We start from the raw sequence: 21,376 nt of genomic DNA on the forward strand, positions 1-21,376 counted from the left end.
ATCGATGTTATGTGATCATTGCCATAAGAATGAAGCTACCATTCATATGACTAATATCGTCAATAATCAAAAGACGGAACAACATCTTTGTGGTACTTGTGCTACCGAGTTACAACAAGAGGGCAAATTATCTCCCTATAGTTCTTTTATGAATGATATGTGGGATAATAGCTTTTTTACCAATGATTTTTTTAAAAACATGGTTTATCCAGATAACTTATTAAAATCTCATCAATCTAAGAGATGTCCTCAGTGTGGTATTACTTATGACGAATTTAATCGAGTAGGTAAGTTTGGCTGCGGTCAATGTTATGAGACTTTTAATAGTGAAATAGATCCCTTATTACAACGTATTCAAGGGAGTTCTGAATATGAAGGAACTGTACCTAGTCGTGGAACTAATGTGTTTAAAGCTAAATATGAAGTGAAGCGATTGCGTCATCAATTAGATACAGCAGTTCAAGCTGAAAAATTTGAAGAGGCTGCTATCTTAAGAGATAAAATTAAAGAATTAGAAGCCATTATCGATGGCGGTAAAGAGTAGGAGGTTCTTATGTTAGATACTATATTGGACTCTCCTTTAAGTCAGTGGTTACGCCACGATACAGAAGCGACAGATCACATTGTAATCTCTAGTCGTATTCGTTTGGCTCGAAATTTTGATGGCCTATTATTTACAAATCGTAATGATACATCTGCTTTAGAAAAAGTGAATGCAATATCTAGAGGATTGCTGCATCCTTTGAAAGATGCAGACGGACATCAATATTCCAATATTAGTCTAGAGCAGTTAAGTCAAAGTGAGAGGGCTGTATTAGTAGAGAAACACTTAATGAGCCCTGCTCTTGAAGAAAAATTACCATATCGTAACCTGGTTGTATCTGATGATGCATCCATTGTAATTATGGTGAATGAAGAGGATCACTTACGGATCCAATCAATGGCTTCTGGACTTCAATTGCAACAGGCTTATGACCATGCAGTGCAAATCGATAAGGCTATTGAGGCAAAGCATCCCTATGCTTTTGATGAACGCTTTGGTTATTTGACGGCATGCCCTACTAATGTAGGAACCGGATTGAGAGCATCTGTAATGTTACACTTGCCGGCCTTAACTATGTCTGGGCGAATTACACGACTCATTCGTAGCATAATTCAATTAGGATACTCTGTACGAGGTTTGTACGGTGAAGGCTCCGAGGCTTTAGGCGCTATTTACCAAATTTCAAATCAACGTACTATGGGGATAAGTGAAGAAGCAACGATTGAGCAATTAACCAAGATTGTAGAAGGCATAATTGCAGAAGAGCGTAAATCTCGTCAATCTTTATTACATAATGATAAAGAAGGTTTAGAAGATGTTCTGTGGCGATCCTACGGCGTTCTACAATACGCGCGCCGTGTTAATGGTAAAGAAGCATTAACAAAACTAAGCGATATTCAATTAGGCGTAGATTTAGATATTTTACCACCTTGGGGAAATGATACCTTTAATGAGTTGGTGGCCATAACTCGACCTAATTTCCTTACTAAATATTTAGGTAATGAAGATTTAACAGAGGCCGATCGCGATAGCTATCGAGCTAAAGTAATACGTCAAAAACTTTCAAAATAGTATAAATTTCACAAATACTCAATTGATATTCCAATGGTGTTTCCCACCATTGTTTACATATATTTGAAGAGATATAATTACAATTTACATAGATAGATGAGGTGATATTATGATGCAACGGTTCACAGATGATGCACAGCGAGTCCTTTCTTTAGCACAAGAGGCCGCTTTAGAGCTAGGGCACGACTATGTGGGAACTGAACACGTACTCATCGGCCTTACAAAGGTTAAAAATAGTGTAGCAGCTAAGGCTTTAGAAGAGCTTGGCATTGTTACAGAAAATATTTTTGAAGCCGTAGAGGACCATGTAGGTCGCGGTAATAAAAAAGCGACCTCTATATACATGACACCTCGCGTTAAATATATACTTGAACTGGCAGTTCAAATGGCAAACCGCATGAATCATAATTATGTAGGTACTGAGCATATTCTACTAGGTTTACTAAGTGATGGTAGCGGTGTTGCAGCTGCTATATTACAATCTATGGATGTTAGAACTAATGATGTAGTAGATGCTATTCGTAATATTCTTGGTTCTAATTCTAAGGGCCATAATGATGGTCAAGAAGGCTCAAATGGAGATGGCGAATTAGGTGATTTATCTGATTTTGCCACAGATCTTAATGAGTATGCTAAACAAGGTAAAATTGACCCTGTTATCGGTCGAGATACTGAGATTCAACGGGTTATTCAAATTCTAAGTCGTAGAACTAAAAATAATCCTGTTCTCATCGGTGAGCCAGGGGTAGGTAAAACTGCCATTGCCGAAGGTTTAGCGCAACGTATTGTTACCGGTAATGTACCTGAAATATTACGGAATAAGAGAATTATTTCGCTTAGCATTGGTGCCATGCTTGCCGGTGCTAAATACCGTGGTGAATTTGAAGAACGGTTGAAAAAAGCTATCGATGAAGTACAACAACATGATGATATGATAATCTTTATCGATGAAATTCATACGTTAGTTGGTGCCGGTGCCACTGAAGGTGCTATGGATGCAGCTAATATTTTGAAGCCTGCCTTAGCACGTGGTGAGTTCCAAGTTATTGGTGCTACAACTCTTGATGAATATAAAAAACACATTGAAAAGGATGCTGCTTTAGAGCGTCGTTTCCAACCTGTTCAAGTAGGAGAACCTAATGAAGAGGATGCTCTTGAAATTCTTAAGGGCTTACGAGATCGCTATGAAGCATTCCATAAGGCTAAAATAACGGATGAAGCGTTAAAAGCAGCTGTGTCCTTATCAAGTAGATATATTACAGACAGATTCTTGCCTGATAAAGCTATTGATGTGGTGGATGAAGCTGCATCTAAGGTGCGTATGCAAGTATTTTCTACAGCACCAGATGTTAAGGCTCTAGAAGAACGTCTAAAGGTAGTCAAAAACGAGAAAGAAGCAGCCGTTACATCCCAAGACTTTGAAAAGGCTGCTAAACTACGCGATGAAGAGAAAACTCTAGTAAAAGATATTAGTGATAAAAAATCTGCAGCAAAAGAAGATAGTGATCAAAAGTTAGTAGTTACAGAAGATGATATAGCAGCAATAGTGGCGCAATGGACGGGGATTCCAGTGGCTAAAATAGCAGAAGAAGAATCTGAAAACTTGCTCCACTTGGAAAAAGAGCTTCATAAACGCGTAGTAGGTCAAGATGATGCTGTTACAGCTGTAGCTAAAGCTGTGCGCCGTGCAAGGGCTGGATTAAAGGATCCTAAACGTCCTATTGGGTCATTCTTATTCCTAGGTCCAACAGGGGTAGGTAAAACTGAGTTAGCAAGAGCACTTGCATCCTCCTTGTTCGGCGATGAATCTGCTATGATTCGACTTGATATGTCTGAATATATGGAAAAGCATACTGTATCACGTTTAGTTGGTGCCCCTCCAGGCTATGTGGGCTATGAAGAGGGCGGTCAATTAACAGATGCGGTGCGTCGTAAACCATATAGTGTTATTCTTCTCGATGAAGTAGAGAAAGCACATGCAGATTTCTTTAATATCTTGTTACAAGTTCTTGATGATGGTCGCCTTACTGATAGCCAAGGTAGAACTGTAGATTTTAGAAATACAGTTATCATCATGACGAGTAATTTAGGTGCTAAAGCATTACATAAGAACTCTCCAGAGTTTGGATTCTTAGCTCCTAAAAAATCTGAATCTTCTACAAATCAATCTAATAGTATAGATTTTAAAGAAGCTAAGAAATCTGTTATGGATGCTGTAAAACGTCATTTCAGACCTGAGTTTTTAAATCGTATTGATGAAATGATTGTATTCCAACCATTAACTGAAGAGGACTTACAACAAATTGTCTCTATCTTGATGAGTGATGTTACAAAACGCCTTAAAGAGCGTGAGCTTCAATTAGAAATCACAGCTGAGGCGATGCAATTACTCGTTAAGGAAGGTTCTGATTTTACAATGGGGGCTCGACCACTAAAACGAGCTATTCAACGATTAATTGAGGACCCTGTATCAGACCTTATTTTGAAAGGAGATGCTACAGAAGGAAAAACTATAAAAGCAGATGTCAAGGATAACGAGATCGTTGTCAGCGTATAGAAAAAACACAAAATATACAGTTAATGACTACCTTTCATATAAAAAATATAAGTTAAATGGTATACTATAGGATAATGATAGTTAACCATGTAGTAAAATTATGCATAAAAGGTCATGAATGGTTATCATTCATGACCTTTTTTTTCCTATTAAAATATTTTGAGGCATTATGGCAAAAGCAAAATCAGTATTCTTCTGTCAAAATTGTGGGGCTGAGTCTTCTAAGTGGATGGGTCGTTGCCCACAATGTGGTGAATGGAATACATTAGTTGAAGAAATTATTAAAGAAACTAAACATAGCCGTACACCTTCCCGTGGTGTAGGGAATCAAACGACTAAGCCTACAGCTTTACCAGATATTGAAATTTCGTCTATAACACGTGTATCTACAACCTTTGGTGAAATTGATCGCGTATTAGGTGGCGGCATAGTACCTGGTGCATTAATGCTTTTAGGTGGCGATCCAGGTATTGGTAAATCTACACTATTATTGCAAGTTTCTCAAAAGGTTGCAGATACTGTAGGTACAGTTCTCTATGCATCAGGGGAAGAATCTCAGTTACAACTTAAGCTTCGGGCAGAACGACTACATATCAATAGTGAACGTTTACAAGTTATTGCAGATACAGATTTAGATTATATACTTGAGCAAGCTGATGCAATGACGCCATCCTTACTTGTCATTGATTCTATTCAAACCATGTATACTGGTGATATCGATGCTGCCCCAGGCAGTGTTAGTCAAGTTCGAGAATGTACATCTCGACTCCTTCGATTTTGCAAAGAACGCAATATTCCTACGGTTATCATTGGTCATGTCACAAAAGAAGGCAATATTGCAGGTCCACGTATGTTAGAGCATATGGTAGACGTAGTGCTTTACTTTGAAGGGGAACGATCTTATCAGTTCCGCATATTGCGATCCATCAAAAATCGTTTTGGCTCAACATCTGAAACTGGTATTTTCGCTATGGTTGAAGAAGGCTTGCAAGAATTATCCAATCCTTCAGCTTCATTATTGGCAGAACGGTCTGATGAGGAAAGTGGCAGTGCAGTCATGATTTACTTAGAAGGGGTTCGCCCAATCTTAGTAGAGGTGCAAAGTTTGGTGGTTACCACGGCCTTTGGCATGCCTAGACGCACAGCGATTGGTTACGATCTTAATCGATTAATCGTATTATTGGCGGTTTTAGAAAAACGCTGTGGCTTTACATTAGGTAATAAAGACGTGTACGTTAACGTTATTGGTGGACTTAAAGTAAACGAGCCAGCTTGTGACTTGTCTATGGCAGTAGCAATAGTATCTAATTTAAAAAATCGTATTGTTCCTACAGATATGGTTATCTTAGGAGAGGTCGGTTTAACAGGAAATGTTCGAAGCATTCCGCGCATCGAGCAGCGTATTAATGAAGCTAAAAAACTAGGCTTTAAAAAGTTTATTATTCCTGAAGGCAATTATAAGCAAATCAAGGATAATGATAGTTCTATCAAGATTAGAGGCGTCAAATCTATTCAAGAGGCGATGCAGCTCGTGTTTTCTTAATTAGGAGGTGATTTGATGATTTATCGGATTTTGCGCTATGTAATAGCCATCCTTGTAGGTACAGCTGCCTATGTAGGGATGGATACATTAGATCCTATTATCGATCCGTATTTAGTTTCTCAGTTTGAAACTATGGGAGATATGTCATTAACAGTTGCACGTATTGCAGTATTAATTGTTGGTACATTGTTAGGTGTTATTATTGGCTATTTGATTTCATCATTTATTTTGAAACAAGGGTTAGTAATTGCAAAACGTTTAGAGCGCTTACTCACTCATATTCCAAATCAAGAATTGATTGCAGGCACCATCGGTTTATTATTCGGTCTTATTATTGCAAATTTAATTGGTGTTGCATTCAATCAAGTGCCTATTATAGGACCTTACATTCCTATTATTCTAAGCGCTATCTTTGGATATAGTGGTCTTAAGCTCATGGCCCGTAAAGGACCTGAAATGTACTATAACTACGTACAACAATGGGGCGGAGAGGGCACTAAAAAAACAAGTCGCTTTAAAATGTTCTCCACTCATAAATCAGATAAAGCTTCTAGCACGCCTAAATTATTAGACACATCTGTTATCATTGATGGTCGTATTAAAGAACTATGTAATACAGGCTTTATTGAAGGACCTCTAATGGTTCCACTCTTTGTATTAAACGAGTTACAAATTATTTCGGACTCTGCAGATGCTACAAAACGCAACCGCGGTCGTCGAGGTCTAGATATTTTGAAAGATATGCAAGATGCTAATAAGGTTGCTATTGAAGTTGTAGAAGACGATTATGATGATCTTACAGAAGTCGACTCGAAGTTGATGCGTCTTGCCTTAGATAAGCAATGGAAGTTGATGACCAATGATTTTAACTTGAATAAGGTAGCTCGCGTACAAGGTATTGAAGTACTTAACCTCAATGAATTGGCAAATGTGTTGAAACCAGCTCTTATTGCAGGTGAGTGGATTCGCGTACAAGTTATGAAAGAAGGTAAGGAAGTACACCAAGGTGTAGCTTATCTTGATGATGGTACGATGATTGTCGTAGAAGACGGTAAACCTTATGTAGGACAAAATGTTGAGGTTATGGTTACATCTATACTACAAACGAGTGCAGGTCGCATGATCTTTGCCCGTGTAGATGGGGGACAAAATGGACAAGGTAATTAGCTGTATCGTTCTTGCCGCAGGGGCGGGACGCCGTATGGCATATAAAGAGAATAAAATATTTATCCCCCTTGGTCGTTATTCTATTATTCAGCGCACTTTGCAGAATGTTGCTAAATTACAAGGCTTAAGCGAGATTATTCTCGTTGTAGCCGATGGTGAACAAGACTATATGGCGGAACATATTAAGGTCTTGAACCTTACAGTACCAGTTCATATCGTTCTTGGTGGTGCTGAACGTCAAGACTCCGTTGCTTGCGGTCTTAAGGCGGTCGATGAATCTAGTAATATTGTCCTTGTTCATGATGGAGCACGCCCATTAGCCTCTACAGAAATGTTTAGTGCTGTCGCTGAGGCTGCTAACACATATGGTGCTGCCACAGTTGGTGTGCCTGCTACTGATACGATTAAACGTGTTAATACAGAACATACCGTTGTTGAAACATTGAAACGCAGTGAGCTATACCAAATTCAAACACCACAAGGCTTTCAAAAAGATTTATTTAAGGCGGCCCATCAAAAGGCTCATGATTTAAACTATTTAGGGACTGATGATGTATCTCTTGTGGAATATTTAGGAAAGCCTGTACATATAGTAGAAGGTGATTACTGCAATATTAAGGTGACAACGCCCAATGATATTGCCGTAGCAAAACGGTATTTAGGAATTGAGGATAAGCGTATGCGCGTTGGATTTGGTTATGATATTCATCAATTAAAAGCAGGCCGTCCATGCATCTTAGGGGGCGTTCAAATTGAATCTGAGCTTGGCCCAGATGGTCATTCCGATGCGGATGTTCTCATTCACGCATTAATGGATGCTATGTTAGGTGCTGCTGGTTTAAGAGATATTGGCTATTACTTCCCACCTGAAGATGAGCAATATAAAGGGATTTCTAGTATGCTTTTACTAGAAAAGGTAAATTCCTTATTGAAAGAACGTGGGTTACAAGCCTATAATATTGATATTATGGTTATTTCTGAGACTCCTAAATTAAAACCTCACATTGATACGATGAAGGCTAATTTACAGTCCGTATTGGAAATACCATTAGATCGCATTAGTATTAAAGCGACAACGAATGAAATGCTTGGTGCTATTGGGCGCCGCGAAGGCATTGCTGCACAAGCTGTCGTTTCTGTATATGAAGGAGAGGTATAATCATGAGTTCCATGAAAGTTCGTTTTGCTCCAAGCCCTACGGGTCCATTCCATATTGGTGGCGCTCGTTCTGCTTTATTTAACTGGCTATTAGCACGTAAAGAAGAAGGCACATTTGTATTGCGTATTGAAGATACAGATTTAGCTCGTTCTACCCGTGAAAGTGAAGAAAATATCAAGGCTTCCTTACAATGGCTCGGTATGAACTGGGATGAAGGCGTAGACGTAGGTGGTGAAAATGGCCCTTACCGTCAAACAGAACGTCTTGAACTATATAAAGAAGTAATACAACGTCTATTAGATGAAGGCCATGCTTACGAGTGTTATTGCTCCGCTGAAGAGTTAGATGCTGTACGCCAAGATCAAATGGATCGTGGTGAAACGCCTAAATATAATGGTCATTGTAATCACTTAGATGAAGAAACAAAGGCCAAATATATTGCAGAAGGTCGTAAACCAACAATTCGTTTACGTGTACCTTTGAATAAAACATATACTTTCGACGATATGGTTCGTGGTCGTGTATCCTTTGAATCCAACGGTGTAGGTGACTTTGTTATCGTTAAATCCGATGGTATTCCTGTATATAACTTTGCGGTAGTAATGGACGATCACATGATGGGCATTACTCATGTTATTCGCGCTGAGGAACATTTATCTAATACACCACGCCAAATGGCTATTTACGAAGCTCTTGGTTGGGATATTCCTACATTTGGTCATATTTCTTTGATTCTCGGTAAAGATTACAAGAAAATGTCTAAGCGTCACGGCGCTACATCTGTTGAACAATACAAACAATTGGGTTACTTACCAGAAGCACTTGTAAACTTCTTAGCACTTCTTGGTTGGGCGCCTGAAGGGGAAGAAGAGTTCTTCACACCAGATGAATTGATTCAAGCATTCTCTATGGATCGCGTCGCTAAGAACCCAGCAGTATTTGATATTGATAAATTAAACCATATCAACTTCCACTATATGAAAAAATTGAGCGACGAAGATTTATTCCATCTTTGCTTGCCACATTTGAAAGAGGTTGGTTTGGCTCCAGATAGCTTAAATCAAGCGGATATCGATTGGTTGACATTACTATGCTCTACATTCCGCGATCATATTAGCTATGGTGCTCAAATTAAAGATCACGTAGGCATGTTCATGGGCGAAACCGTATTCCTTGAAGAAGGTCACGAAGAGGAATTGCGTGCTGTGTTGAATGAAGAAACAGCTCCTACAGTTCTTAGCGCTTTCCGCAATGCATTAGCTGAACTCGATGAAATTACACCTGAAGTTGTAAAAGCAACTATTAAGGCAGTCATGAAAGAAACTGCTTTGAAAGGTAAATTTGTATTCATGCCAATTCGCGTTGCTTTAACAGGTCAAATGCATGGTCCTGATTTGAATAATATTGTTACATTGCTTGGCAAAGAAAAATGCTTACATCGTTTAGATAATGTAAGTGCTTTAACTAAATAGTAATATAAGTTAATTTAAAAGCTCTCATAGCTATGGTTATGAGAGCTTTTTTATGTATATTGAGATTATTCTATGGAAATGCTATAATAATCGGCGTCTTTTATTTTTATTTATTATGAAAGTGAGTGCTTTTATGAGTGTTATTCGTTCTATTAATCACTTATTCAATAGTTATCTATCTTGGATCGTACTATTGATGGCTGTATTAGCCTATTTATTACCGACAGTTTTCTCTTGGATGACCCCTTACATTGCGTACATGCTACAATTCGTTATGTTTGCTATGGGTTTAACTTTGACAGCACAAGTATTTCTTGATGTATTCAAACAACCAATGAAGGTTATCCTCGTATCTGTTATCCAGTTCTTATGGATGCCTTTGGCAGGCTTCTTGGTAGCTTTAGGATTTAATTTCCCACCAGAAATTGGCATTGGTTTTATTTTATTAGGTGCTTGTCCAGGTGGTACAGCGTCCAATGTAATGACCTTCCTTGCCAACGGTAATGTGCCATTATCTGTATCTGCAACAACTGTATCTACGTTGTTAGCTCCAATTTTAACACCTTTATTTGTTGTGTTATATGCAGGTGCTACATCCTCCATTGATATTCAATTCATGCCGATGTTTATGTCTATCGTAAAAATCGTATTAGTACCGATCATTTTAGGTATCGTATTGAATTACTTCATTGGATCTAAAATTGAACCGGTTAAAGATGTATGTCCAACAATTGCTGCTATTGCAGTATTGCTCATTTTGGCTGCTGTTACAGCAGTGAACCAAAAACAAATTGCTGAAACAGGATTTATCATCTTCGTTGCTTGTTTAGTACAAAATGTAAGTGGTTACGTAGTAACTTACTTTGTATGTAAAGCCTTAAGCATTGATCTTTCCTCTCGTCGCGCAATGCAAATCGAAGTAGCGATGCAAAACTCTGCGTTGTCCGTATCTCTTGCACTTAAACATTTTACACCACAAGCTGCAGTAGCAGGTGCAGTGTTCTCTATTATTCATAACTTTACAGGCTCTATTTTCGCAGGTATTTGCCGTAAACATGATGATCAAGAGAAGTTGGAAAACGCTTAGTTTTAATTGATATAGATTATATCAATTACTATTAACATATCAATTATTATTAACGTGTTTTATATAAATGTTATTGTTGATAGTGATAATAGTAGTCAAATATATTGATAATATTAATCCTCATCATTTGAAAATTAATTACCTAAAAACCTATGTATAATAGGATGATAATTAATTTTGAATGGTGAGGATTTTTCTTATGAATATTGACTTTCCATAGCATTATTTGGTAAAATAAATTTATATCTAAATATAGATAAAATTAAAAGCTAAGACTGAAAGAAGTACTCTACAACTAACTTTTTAGCGAGAACCGATGGTGGGAGGGTTCATGGATAGGTAGACGAAATGCATTTACGAGCTGACACTCCGATTATAGGTAGGTTTGTCCGGTGACGCGCCGTTATGCGATGAGTGGGTGCCACGGTTGGTACCTAACAGAGTGGAACCGCGGACCATCGTCTCTGTATGAGATGAGAGGTCTTTTTTATTTACAAAAATGGAGGCATCGGTAACGATGAGAGAAATTACAGTTTATAATACTATGACACGCCAAAAAGAGGTATTCAATCCTGTTACACCAGGTGAGGCAAAAATGTATGTATGTGGTGTTACACCATATAATCATCCTCATATTGGCAACGCACGTCCTTTCGTAACGTGGGACGTAATTCGTCGATACATGAAACATGTAGGTTATAAAGTAACTTATGTACAAAACTTTACTGATGTAGATGATAAAATCATCAACACATCTAATGGTGAAGGTGTATCTTGGGATACTATTGCAAATCGTTATATCGACAGCTATTTCGAAGTGATGGATGCCCTTGGTGTACAACGTGCTGATATTTATCCACGTGTTTCTACACATATCGAAGATATTATTGCTATGATCTCTACATTGATTGAAAAAGGCTATGCTTACGAACTCGATGGTGATGTATATTATAGCGTTGATAAATTTGAACATTATGGAGAGTTATCTGGTCGTACCTTAGACGATATGGAAGCTGGTGCTCGTATCGAAGTTGATGGTCGTAAGAAAAATCCTATGGACTTTGCGTTGTGGAAAGCGGCAAAACCAGGAGAACCTTATTGGGAAAGCCCATGGGGCAATGGTCGCCCAGGTTGGCATATCGAATGTTCTGCTATGAGCCAAAAGTACTTAGGTACAGAATTCGATTTCCATGGTGGTGGTAGTGACTTGATCTTCCCACATCATGAAAATGAAATCGCTCAATCTGAAGGTTGTTCTGGACAACATCCAGTGGTTCGTTACTGGTTGCACAATGGCTTTATTACTATCAACTCTGAAAAAATGTCTAAATCCTTGAATAACTTCTTCTTGGTAAAAGATATTTTAGAACAATATAGCCCTGACGCTTTGCGTTACTTCTTGTTGAGCACGCATTATCGCAGTCCATTGGATTTCTCTGATGAACGTTTAGAAGAAGCAAATAAATCCTTAGAACGTTTAAGCACTGCTATTGAAAATCTATTGTACCTTGAAAAATGTGAACCAGGTCCTTGTGATGAGGCTCAACGTTTATTAGAAAAAGCTAAAGAGTATGAAGAAGAATTCGAAGCAGCAATGAGTGATGATTTCAATACTGCTTTAGCTACATCTAGCATGTTTGGTCTTGCTAAAGAAATCAACATCTATTACCAAGCTGTGACAGGCCGTGAAGGCGTTGTTTGCCAAGAAGCTATTGCCGAAGTTAAACGTATCTTCAAATTCATGACAGATGTGATCGGCGTTCTCGAAAAAGCATGGGAAGGCAATACTGGTGCTAACGCTGCTGAATACGAAGAATTAATGCAAGTTATCTTGTCTGTACGTCAAGCGTGCCGTGAACAAAAACAATGGGCATTAGCTGATTGCATCCGCGATCGCTTGTCTGAAATCGGTATTACTATTGAGGATTCTCCTCAAGGTGCACGGTGGAAAAAACGTGAAGTTTAAACAATTTCAATTCTTAAAGAATGAAGCGATAAAAAAACTGACGGCTCTTGAACAAGAGCCGCTTCGTTTGCGCAATCGAACTGTAGAGGAATGCCTTAGTGCTGATGCAGTCATGCTTGCCTATATTGGTGACGCAGTGTACTCCATGTATGTGCGTGAGCGAGTAGTGCAAATGAATATTACGAAGGTACAAGTATTACACACCATTGTTACTGAATTTATTTGTGCTAAGTCACAAGCGAAAGTGTTGCTTGCGATAGAAGATACTTTTACAGAACAAGAGCAAGCTATTGCTAGACGTGCTAGAAATAGTAATGTCAATGTACCAAAGAGTAGTACTGTTCAAGAATATCGCAGTAGTACAGCATTTGAAGCTGTACTAGGTTTTCTTTATGAAACGCGTCAAGATGAGCGCTTACAACATATTATGGGGCAAGCCTTTTCTATAACTCTTCGAGGTATGTAGTATGGATAATTATATTGTAGGCCGCAATGCGGTTAAAGAAGCCCTTAAAAGTGGTCGTTCAATTCAACGTATTATGGTCAGCGAAGATAAGGTGAAAACTGGTTTAGCTGATATCGTTGGCCTTGCTAAATCTCAAGGTATTGAAGTTAGACCTACACCTATTAAACAAATGAATAAGTATGACTTAGATGTACCACATCAGGGGGTTATTGCCCTAGTATCGGCAGTACAATTTAAGGAATTGGGCGAAGTTTTACAAGAAACTACACATGAAGTACCTTTGCTCATTTTAACAGATGGTGTAGAGGATCCTCATAATATGGGGGCTATCATTCGTACTGCAGAATGTGTAGGGGCTACGGCTGTACTCATTCCTAAGCGTCATAATGCACCTATTAATGCGACAGTTGCTAAAACTTCAGCTGGGGCTATTGAACAAATTCCCCTAGTACAAGTGGGCAACGTAGCTCAAACTATTAAGCAACTACAAAAACAAGGTTTTTGGGTAATGGGTGCCCATATGGAAGGTGATCGTACCTTGTATGAGGCGGATATGACGATTCCTACGGTTATCGTCATTGGTAACGAAGGAAAGGGAATTAGTCGCGTTGTAAAAGAGGCTTGTGACTTCCTTGTAACAATCCCTATGTATGGAAATTTAAATTCCTTAAATGCATCTGTTGCAGCGGCTGTTCTCATGTATGAGGCAGTACGTCAACGCCAAGCGAAATAACTATGTTAAAAGATATCTTAATTATAGATGGCTATAATGTGATCTTCGCCTGGACTCATCTAAAAAAATTAGCACATGAATCATTAGAGCATGCTCGAATGGAATTGAGAGATAAGTTATTAAATTACGGAAAATTTAAGGGATATGAAGTAATCCTTGTATTTGACGGTAAATATACGAAATCTGGTGGTTCCATTGAAGTTATTACTAATGGTTTCATAGAGGTCTATACTGACGATGGAGAAACGGCAGATTCCTTTATAGAACGTGAGGTATTTTTGCGTAAAGGCAAATATACCAATGTATATGTTGTGACTTCTGACGGGGCAGAACAGAATCAAATTCTTGGGTCTGGCGGGTTGCGAATCCCTGCACGAGAGCTACAGAATATGATTCGTCTTGCTAAGGAAGAGGAACGACAGCAATATGCTCATGAACATAGACGAGATCAATTTAGCTTGCGACGTAATGAAGTAGGGGGCTTATTATCTCCTGAAGTGGCTGAAAAGCTAGAGAAATTGCGACGGGGCCATTGATAGTTGAAAATCAAATACACTTCCAGTATAATAAATATATTGGTTTTTCTCGCTCAATTGTAAGGAGGAGCTTATGAAATTAATTCATACACGCAAGTCCGATTACAATTTCAAGGAAATGACCGATGAGCAAGTTGTGGTCATAGCTCAAGAAGAGCAAAATGTGTTTGCAATCGATTATATTGTAAATAAATATAAGAACTTTGTTCGAGCTAAGGCCCGTTCCTATTTTTTAGTAGGTGCGGATCGAGAGGACATTATCCAAGAAGGTATGATTGGACTCTACAAGGCGACGCGCGATTTTAAACATGATAAATTAGCGTCTTTCAGAGCCTTTGCAGAATTGTGTATAACTAGACAAATCATCACGGCCATTAAATCGGCTACAAGACAAAAACATGCGCCTTTAAATTCCTATATATCTCTTAATAAACCGGTATATACAGAGGAATCAGAGCGTACATTGATCGAAATGCTATCCTCCGCAAAGGTTACAAACCCGGAGGACCTCATTATCAGTAAAGAGGAATTGGATGATATTGAGCGCAATATCGGTCATATTTTAAGTGATCTCGAGTGGGAGGTCTTGGAAGGATATCTAGACGGACGTTCTTATCAAGAAATGGCTGAGGTCACAGATCGCAGTGTTAAATCTATCGACAATGCACTGCAAAGGGTTAAACGTAAATTAGAGAAGTATTTAGAACATCGTGTATTGGGTTCGCCTAGAGCCTCACAGGAAGGATGACAGTCGTGACAAATTTTTTAATGATCCTAGAAGTAATCGTATCAATTTTATTAATCGTAGTAGTTGTGGCACAAAATAGCAAAACCTCTGGCATGGGCGGTGCTGTTTCTGGTGCGGCAGACTCCTCTTTTGGTGGTAAGGCCCGTGGTGTAGACGGTTTCTTATCTAGATGTACAATTATTTTAGGGATTATCTTTGCTGTGTTGAGCTTAGTATTAGGGGCAATGATTAATCAATTCTAATGATGAAAGCCTGCTTTGCAGGCTTTTTCTTTTTACATCCTAAGGGGGTGAAAATTTGAAGAAAAAAGTATTGGACTTTTATAAATCTATCCAACCACATGCATATCATATTGAAGATGCAGCAATGGATAATCATATTCGAGGTGGTAAAGACCTAGAAATGTTTATTAGGTCTGCTAAAATGCTTGCTCGGGAAGGTGTATTAACTTGTACGCGCCCCGATGTATATCAATATGAAGAGCAGCAGCATGAAGAATATGAAGGGATTTACAAAGGATATCGTAAATCTTACGGCTTTGTTATCATGTTCGATGATGAAGATATTTATGTGGCTGAACAAAATAAGGGCACTGCCATGCATAACGACAAAGTGCGTGTTCGCGTAGTGCCATCTGACTATACAAAACATAAACGAGAAGGTATTATTGTTGATGTTATTGAGCGTGCTAATGAAACTGTAGTTGGCACCTATGATAGACAACAACACTTTGGCTTTGTTGTGCCTGATGATGAACGTATCGGTACAGATATATTTGTAGATTTAAAAAATACCTTAGATGCTCGTAGTGGCGCTAAAGTATTAGTTAAAATTACAAAATGGCCTGAAGGCGATAAAAAGCCAGAAGGCATTATAACAGAAGTTCTAGGCTATAAAGGCGATGTGGGCCTTGATATTAACTGCATCATGGCGAATCATAAGATTCCTTTTAATTTCCCTGAAGAGGTTATTAAGGCTAGTAAGAAAATAGATACTGTTATCCATGAAGACCCAAAACGTTGGGACCTTCGTGACTTACAAATGGTTACTATTGATGGTGAGGATGCAAAAGATCTTGATGATGCTGTGAGTGGTCGTAAATTACCGAATGGTAATTACGAATTAGGCGTACATATTGCGGACGTAAGCCACTATGTAACATCTGGCCAGCCTATCGATAATGAGGCCTATAAGCGGGGGACATCTGTTTATTTAGTAGATCGTGTAGTACCGATGTTACCTGAGGTATTATCAAATGGTATTTGTAGCTTAAATGCTCATGAAGATCGTTATGCTATGACCTGTATGATGGAAATTGATGATTCTGGTACTGTCGTTAATTATCGTATTAGACCTTCTATTATCCATGTTGGACGACGTTGTAGTTATAAAGAAGTATATAAAGCACTAGAAGAAAACATCATTCCCGATGATTTACAAGACTTTATGCCTATGTTACGGGACTTAGCAGAGATTTCGAAAATTTTAAATCGCATGCGCCGTCGTAGAGGTGCTTTAGACTTTGATTTTCCTGAATATAAGGTTTTGCTTGACCTAGATGGTACGCCATTACGTATCGTTAAACGGGATCGCACAATGGCAGAGCGCCTTATCGAAGAATGTATGCTTATCGCTAATGAAACGGTAGCGACTCATTTGAAAAATACACATCGCACTTCGGTATATCGTATTCATGAAAGTCCAAGTGAAGAAAAGTTAGATTTATTCCAAAAGGTATTAAATTACTTAGGTCAAGATCTCGTTCTTAGTGCTAATGGCGTAACACCTCGAGATTTCCAAAAAATCTTAGACGAGGTGAAGGGGCAGGATATTGAGCAAGTAGCTCAAATTATGACCTTGCGATCTATGCAACAGGCTAAATATAGTATTAACAATGTGGGACACTTTGGCTTAGCATCTACATGTTATACGCATTTTACATCTCCAATCCGACGTTATCCAGATTTGATGGTTCATCGTCTTTTAAAAGCAGATATGCATTGGAAAAATGGATATTCCAAGCGAGATGTAGAGGAGGCTTTTTTAGCTGGTGCTGTTGAACATTCCTCTATTCAAGAGCAAGTGGCAACAGAGGCTGAACGAGAAACTACAGACCTTAAAAAGACTCAATATATGGTTCCATTCGTTGGCGAAGTCTTTGAAGGCAGTATTGCAAGTATTACATCCTTTGGTATGTTTGTTGAGTTAGAAAACGGTATCGATGGCCTCGTGCATATTAGCATGATGAACGATGATTACTATTTCTTTGACGAAGAACATTTTGTTCTCGTTGGCAAACGTACAGGTAAAACATATCATCTAGGTGATAAGGTTACTGTTACCCTTGTGAAAGCCGATGTAGAAAAGAAACAAATTGACTTTGTTCTAGGTGAAGTAGATAATTTGATGGCTATCCAAGAACAATTGCGCAATGGTTCCGATTATGCTTCTAGTCGAGATAGCTTTGGTAGTCGTAAAGATCGAAAATCATCAAGTAAGAGAGGGAAAAAATCTTCACGACGAGATGATAATAAAACTGGTCGTTCTCGTTATGATGCTTTCAGTAAAAAATCTGGAAAAGGCAAATCAAGCCGTAAGAAGTCGAATAAATCTACAAAACGTAGTCAATCTAAGAAATCTAAAAGTAAACGTAAACGATAGAGGTAAATATGGCAAAGAAATCAAGTCCATCCCTTATTGCTGACAATCGTAAAGCGCGGCATGATTTTCATATTCATGAAACCTATGAAGCAGGTATTGCTTTAACAGGTACTGAAATTAAATCTATCCGTCAAGGTAAGCTTAATCTGAAAGATAGTTTTTGTCGTATAGATAAAGGGGAAATTTTGTTGTATGGCGTTCATATTAGTCCCTATGAACAAGGCAACCGTTTTAATCATGAGCCAGAGCGTACACGTAAATTGTTGATGCATAAAGGTGAAATCAATAAATTACATGCTCAAGTGAAGGAAAAGGGTTTCTCTCTAGTACCGCTTAACTTTCATTTTAGCCATGGCTATGTGAAGGTTACAGTAGGCCTTGTAACAGGTAAGAAGTTATATGATAAACGTCAAGATATGGCAGAACGCGATGCTAAGCGTGACATAGCTAAACGAATTAAAGAGCAGCAAAAATACTAAACTATGAAAAGAACCAAGTCTTTAGGGCTTGGTTTTTTTAGTTTCCATGAGAACTGTATTTACCTATTGTGATAACGGGCTATTCATATTAGTCGTTAAGTCTAAATCTATTTTTATTTGTTAGCTGAATAAATAATTCTGGTTGATAAAAATACATGTAGAATTTATAATGTAAACAATAAGAGGTGTTTGTAGTTAACATTATCTATGTAGAGGAGAAAACCATGAATCAGAACATTCGGTACATTACAGAAATCGCTATCTTGACAGCGATGATTACAGTATTAGGAGCCATCAAAATACCTAATATTATTCCTGGTATAGAATTTCAATTATCTGCCCCGTTAGCGGTAGCTATATGTGCCGTGTTTGGTTTCAAAAAATATATTATCAGTGGTTGTTTGTCTAGTTTAATTGGATTAGCGTTAGGTACTCAATCTATTTTAAATGTTATGATTGCTATGCAATTTAGACTTATCGTAGGACTTATCCTTTGGATGTGTCAAAACCATATGATTGGCATTATGATTTCCGGTCCCATTGCATCTGCTTTAGCACGTTTATCGTTGTCCTTGTATATTGGCAAGGCTGCTTTACCAATGATTGCCTTAGCCGTTCCAGGAATGATTTTTACAGTTATTATGGCACCAGTATTTGTGAAAGTATTCCGTAAAATTCACAGCCAAGTACCTCAAAATGATCTTCTTAAAGGGAAGGTATCATAATGGCTGAATTATATAGTGTACGCATGCGTGCTGCTCAAGGTGGTCCCCATGAAAAAGGGGGCCACCATATTTCTGGGGCAGAGCGTATTGTGCAGTTAGAAAAAGTAGGAGCTATAGCTCAATCGTTAGCTGATCGCGCCTTGCATCACAGTAAAGGCACAGCTGATTTTATAAATATTACAGTAGATGTAATCCCATCTAATGAGATAACATATATCGATTGTTTACAAGTAGAAGAACATAGGGCTAATACGATTGCAGAGGCTCATCAATTAGCTATCGAGCTTTTACAAGGTACTCATATTACAGAAGTGGCTATTCAAAATGCTATGACTTTCTTAAAAGAATTAGATTCTTCTATGCGTGGTGCTATGTTAGTAGATGCTACAACTGGTAAACGAATTGATATAGGTAATCGAGGTGTTCGTGTCAGTCATATGGATTCCTTTGATTCTGAATCATTAGGGAAGAATGAACATATGCGAGAGGCTTTAGTTTTAGCATCTAAGGTGCAATCCGCTGAGGGGATTGTAGGTGAATTATGTTGGTCTGACGATCCAGATTATACGGTAGGGTATGTTGCATGTAATGGAATATACCATCGTATTCCTAAGATGAAAGAATTGGGCTCACATATAGGGGGCCGTGTATTTTTTGTGCGGTCTGCGATAGATAGGGAAAGTGTAATTGAGTACTTGGAGAAGGCTCCCGTACTTGTTCAACGGAGAAATAATGTATAAGTTATTTAAAGAACAGCTTAATCATAAAATCAACAATCATAATTTGCGGACCTTAAAAGAATACTGCCCTCTAGATGCAGTGCGCGTGAAGCGAGATGATAAAGAATACTTAATGATGGCTTCTAATAATTATTTAGGACTTACCTTTGATCCTCGTGTCATAGAAGGGGCTGTAAAAGGGGCTCAACAATATGGTACTGGCTCAGGTGGTTCTCGACTTGTGTCTGGAACATTTCCATTATTTAGAGAGCTTGAAAATGCATTAGCAAAATTTAAGAATACTGAAAAAGCTCTCGTATTTAATACAGGTTATATGGCTAATGTAGGAACAATTTCGGCTATTGCTGATAAGAACACTATTATCTTTAGCGATGCTTTAAATCACGCTAGTATCATTGATGGCTGTCGTTTAAGTAAAGCCTCTATAAAGGCGTATAGTCATAGCGATGTAGAGGAATTAAAGTTCCTACTGAAACAAGCGGATCACAGTGCACGAAAACTCATCGTTACTGATGGCGTCTTTAGCATGGATGGCGATATTGCACCACTAGATAAGCTATATGAACTGAGCCGTGAATATAATGCAATGCTCATGGTAGATGATGCACATGCTACAGGGACCATCGGCAATGGCCATGGTACAGCTGCTTATTTTGGTCTCGAAAGAGAGATAGATATACAACTTGGCACATTGAGCAAATCCCTTGGGTCAGTGGGGGGCTATGTTGCTGCTAATAGTACGATTGTTGACTATCTAGTTAATACGAGCCGTAGTTTTATATTCTCTACGGCCTTATCTCCAGCAGATATCGGGGCTGCTCTCGGTGCATTACACATCATTGATTCTGATCCATCTGTTTTGGAACGGTTGCAAGACAACGTAGGCTATATGTCTGATCGATTAAATTCTATGGGCATATATGCTACAGCTGATACGCCAATTTTCCCGATTCTTATTGGGAAAAATGAGGATACCTTAGCTGTATCTAATTATCTATATGAGGCTGGAATCATTGGTACCGCTATTCGTCCGCCTACAGTCCCTGTTGGTGAAAGTCGGATTCGCTTGACTGTTACAGCGGCACATAGTAAAGCTCAAATTGACTATGTGTGCGATACATTGTATAAAGCTATAAAAGAATTGTCTTAGATAATCTGTACACATTTTCTTTGATAGATATTATTAAGCTACTAAGCAAAGATTTATAAGCGTTGATAAGGCTTACTATAATTGACAGTTATAGTAATTAGGCTTATAATTATTAGACCGACGCACGGGGATGTAAAGGTTTCGACAGGGGTGCGTGTGGTATAGATAGCGAGTCGGCGTTCCATGAGGCCGTTAAACGGTGGGAAAACATTTAAACGCAGAAGAAAATTTTGCATTAGCTGCATAAGCTACGTCCCTCATACTTGTGCCTACCAAGTGTGAATGGACGTCAAACCGTAGGCTGGCTTAATTTAGTTGTTCATATGAATTAGGCGAGACAATATGAACTGGGGTTGTGTAGCTTGTCTGTGAGCGGTAGCAACCTGAGATCTAAATCATAGACTGTGCTCGGAGAAGTCTATATGGCAACACTTCTGGACAGGGGTTCGACTCCCCTCATCTCCACCAATATTCAAGCTAAAGCTAGAAGATACGTACTTACTGTATAAATGCAGTAGTTACCTAATCTTCTAGCTTTTTTTAATGTTCGTATATAATCGTTAAAATACGCA

The 21,376-nt window shown here is 38.5% G+C and carries 19 protein-coding genes, 1 other RNA gene and 1 other annotated feature; all 20 genes read left to right on the top strand.

All coding sequences use genetic code 11. From position 1 onward, the window contains the following. The first annotated feature begins 4 nt into the window (after nt 1–4). On the top strand, nt 5–544 hold the full coding sequence (locus tag KH364_RS02875) for a UvrB/UvrC motif-containing protein (RefSeq protein ID WP_024062236.1): 540 nt from the start codon (nt 5–7) through the stop codon (nt 542–544). Nucleotides 545–553: 9 nt separating this feature from the next. Further along, complete coding sequence (locus KH364_RS02880) at nt 554–1,615, top strand: protein arginine kinase (RefSeq protein ID WP_273298504.1); 1,062 nt, start codon at nt 554–556, stop codon at nt 1,613–1,615. A 109-nt stretch (nt 1,616–1,724) separates the two neighbouring features. Further along, nucleotides 1,725–4,172, top strand: a complete 2,448-nt coding sequence (locus tag KH364_RS02885) for an ATP-dependent Clp protease ATP-binding subunit (protein WP_273298506.1) — start codon at nt 1,725–1,727, stop codon at nt 4,170–4,172. Between the two features lie 169 nt (nt 4,173–4,341). After that, entirely contained in the window at nt 4,342–5,715 is a 1,374-nt protein-coding gene (gene radA / locus KH364_RS02890; RefSeq protein WP_273298508.1) for a DNA repair protein RadA, read from the top strand. Between the two features lie 15 nt (nt 5,716–5,730). Then, on the top strand, nt 5,731–6,882 hold the full coding sequence (locus KH364_RS02895) for a TRAM domain-containing protein (RefSeq protein ID WP_273298510.1): 1,152 nt from the start codon (nt 5,731–5,733) through the stop codon (nt 6,880–6,882). After that, nucleotides 6,866–8,041 (top strand): 2-C-methyl-D-erythritol 4-phosphate cytidylyltransferase, encoded by a 1,176-nt coding sequence (gene ispD / locus KH364_RS02900; protein ID WP_273298512.1) that lies wholly within the window; start codon nt 6,866–6,868, stop codon nt 8,039–8,041. Before KH364_RS02895 ends, ispD begins: the two co-directional genes overlap by 17 nt. A gap of 2 nt (nt 8,042–8,043) precedes the next feature. Further along, nucleotides 8,044–9,513 carry a glutamate--tRNA ligase gene (gltX, locus tag KH364_RS02905; RefSeq protein WP_273298514.1) on the top strand — a complete coding sequence of 490 codons (1,470 nt, stop codon included), beginning with the start codon at nt 8,044–8,046 and terminating at the stop codon, nt 9,511–9,513. Between the two features lie 133 nt (nt 9,514–9,646). Next, a complete protein-coding gene (locus KH364_RS02910) occupies nt 9,647–10,600 on the top strand; it encodes a bile acid:sodium symporter family protein (protein ID WP_273298515.1) in 954 nt (317 codons plus the stop codon). A gap of 262 nt (nt 10,601–10,862) precedes the next feature. Beyond that, nucleotides 10,863–11,069, top strand: a binding site (T-box leader). 48 nt (nt 11,070–11,117) lie between these two features. After that, nucleotides 11,118–12,566 carry a cysteine--tRNA ligase gene (gene cysS / locus KH364_RS02915; RefSeq protein ID WP_273298517.1) on the top strand — a complete coding sequence of 483 codons (1,449 nt, stop codon included), beginning with the start codon at nt 11,118–11,120 and terminating at the stop codon, nt 12,564–12,566. After that, nucleotides 12,556–13,032 (top strand): ribonuclease III domain-containing protein, encoded by a 477-nt coding sequence (locus KH364_RS02920; protein WP_054747591.1) that lies wholly within the window; start codon nt 12,556–12,558, stop codon nt 13,030–13,032. Before cysS ends, KH364_RS02920 begins: the two co-directional genes overlap by 11 nt. Nucleotide 13,033: 1 nt before the next feature. Continuing rightward, nucleotides 13,034–13,765: a 23S rRNA (guanosine(2251)-2'-O)-methyltransferase RlmB gene (rlmB, locus tag KH364_RS02925; RefSeq protein ID WP_105098257.1), complete on the top strand. Its 732-nt coding sequence runs from the start codon at nt 13,034–13,036 to the stop codon at nt 13,763–13,765. Nucleotides 13,766–13,767: 2 nt separating this feature from the next. After that, nucleotides 13,768–14,301, top strand: a complete 534-nt coding sequence (locus KH364_RS02930; RefSeq protein WP_273298520.1) for an NYN domain-containing protein — start codon at nt 13,768–13,770, stop codon at nt 14,299–14,301. 73 nt (nt 14,302–14,374) lie between these two features. After that, entirely contained in the window at nt 14,375–15,049 is a 675-nt protein-coding gene (gene sigH / locus KH364_RS02935; RefSeq protein ID WP_024066834.1) for an RNA polymerase sporulation sigma factor SigH, read from the top strand. A 5-nt stretch (nt 15,050–15,054) separates the two neighbouring features. Continuing rightward, a complete protein-coding gene (gene secG, locus KH364_RS02940; RefSeq protein ID WP_273298523.1) occupies nt 15,055–15,291 on the top strand; it encodes a preprotein translocase subunit SecG in 237 nt (78 codons plus the stop codon). 55 nt (nt 15,292–15,346) lie between these two features. Then, nucleotides 15,347–17,710 (top strand): ribonuclease R, encoded by a 2,364-nt coding sequence (gene rnr / locus KH364_RS02945; RefSeq protein ID WP_273298525.1) that lies wholly within the window; start codon nt 15,347–15,349, stop codon nt 17,708–17,710. 8 nt (nt 17,711–17,718) lie between these two features. Then, a complete protein-coding gene (smpB, locus tag KH364_RS02950; protein WP_273298527.1) occupies nt 17,719–18,189 on the top strand; it encodes an SsrA-binding protein SmpB in 471 nt (156 codons plus the stop codon). Between the two features lie 224 nt (nt 18,190–18,413). After that, nucleotides 18,414–18,914, top strand: coding sequence for a hypothetical protein (locus KH364_RS02955; RefSeq protein WP_105098253.1), 501 nt, complete (start codon nt 18,414–18,416; stop codon nt 18,912–18,914). After that, a complete protein-coding gene (locus KH364_RS02960) occupies nt 18,914–19,654 on the top strand; it encodes a 6-carboxyhexanoate--CoA ligase (protein ID WP_273298529.1) in 741 nt (246 codons plus the stop codon). The genes KH364_RS02955 and KH364_RS02960 overlap by 1 nt, the downstream gene beginning before the upstream one ends. Further along, nucleotides 19,647–20,804 carry an 8-amino-7-oxononanoate synthase gene (gene bioF / locus KH364_RS02965; RefSeq protein WP_273298531.1) on the top strand — a complete coding sequence of 386 codons (1,158 nt, stop codon included), beginning with the start codon at nt 19,647–19,649 and terminating at the stop codon, nt 20,802–20,804. The genes KH364_RS02960 and bioF overlap by 8 nt, the downstream gene beginning before the upstream one ends. A 126-nt stretch (nt 20,805–20,930) precedes the next feature. After that, nucleotides 20,931–21,272, top strand: a transfer-messenger RNA (tmRNA) gene (gene ssrA / locus KH364_RS02970). The last annotated feature ends 104 nt before the right edge of the window (nt 21,273–21,376 follow it).

This window comes from Veillonella sp. oral taxon 158 (assembly GCF_018376515.1).
In the GTDB taxonomy this organism is placed as follows: Bacteria; Bacillota; Negativicutes; order Veillonellales; family Veillonellaceae; genus Veillonella; species Veillonella rogosae.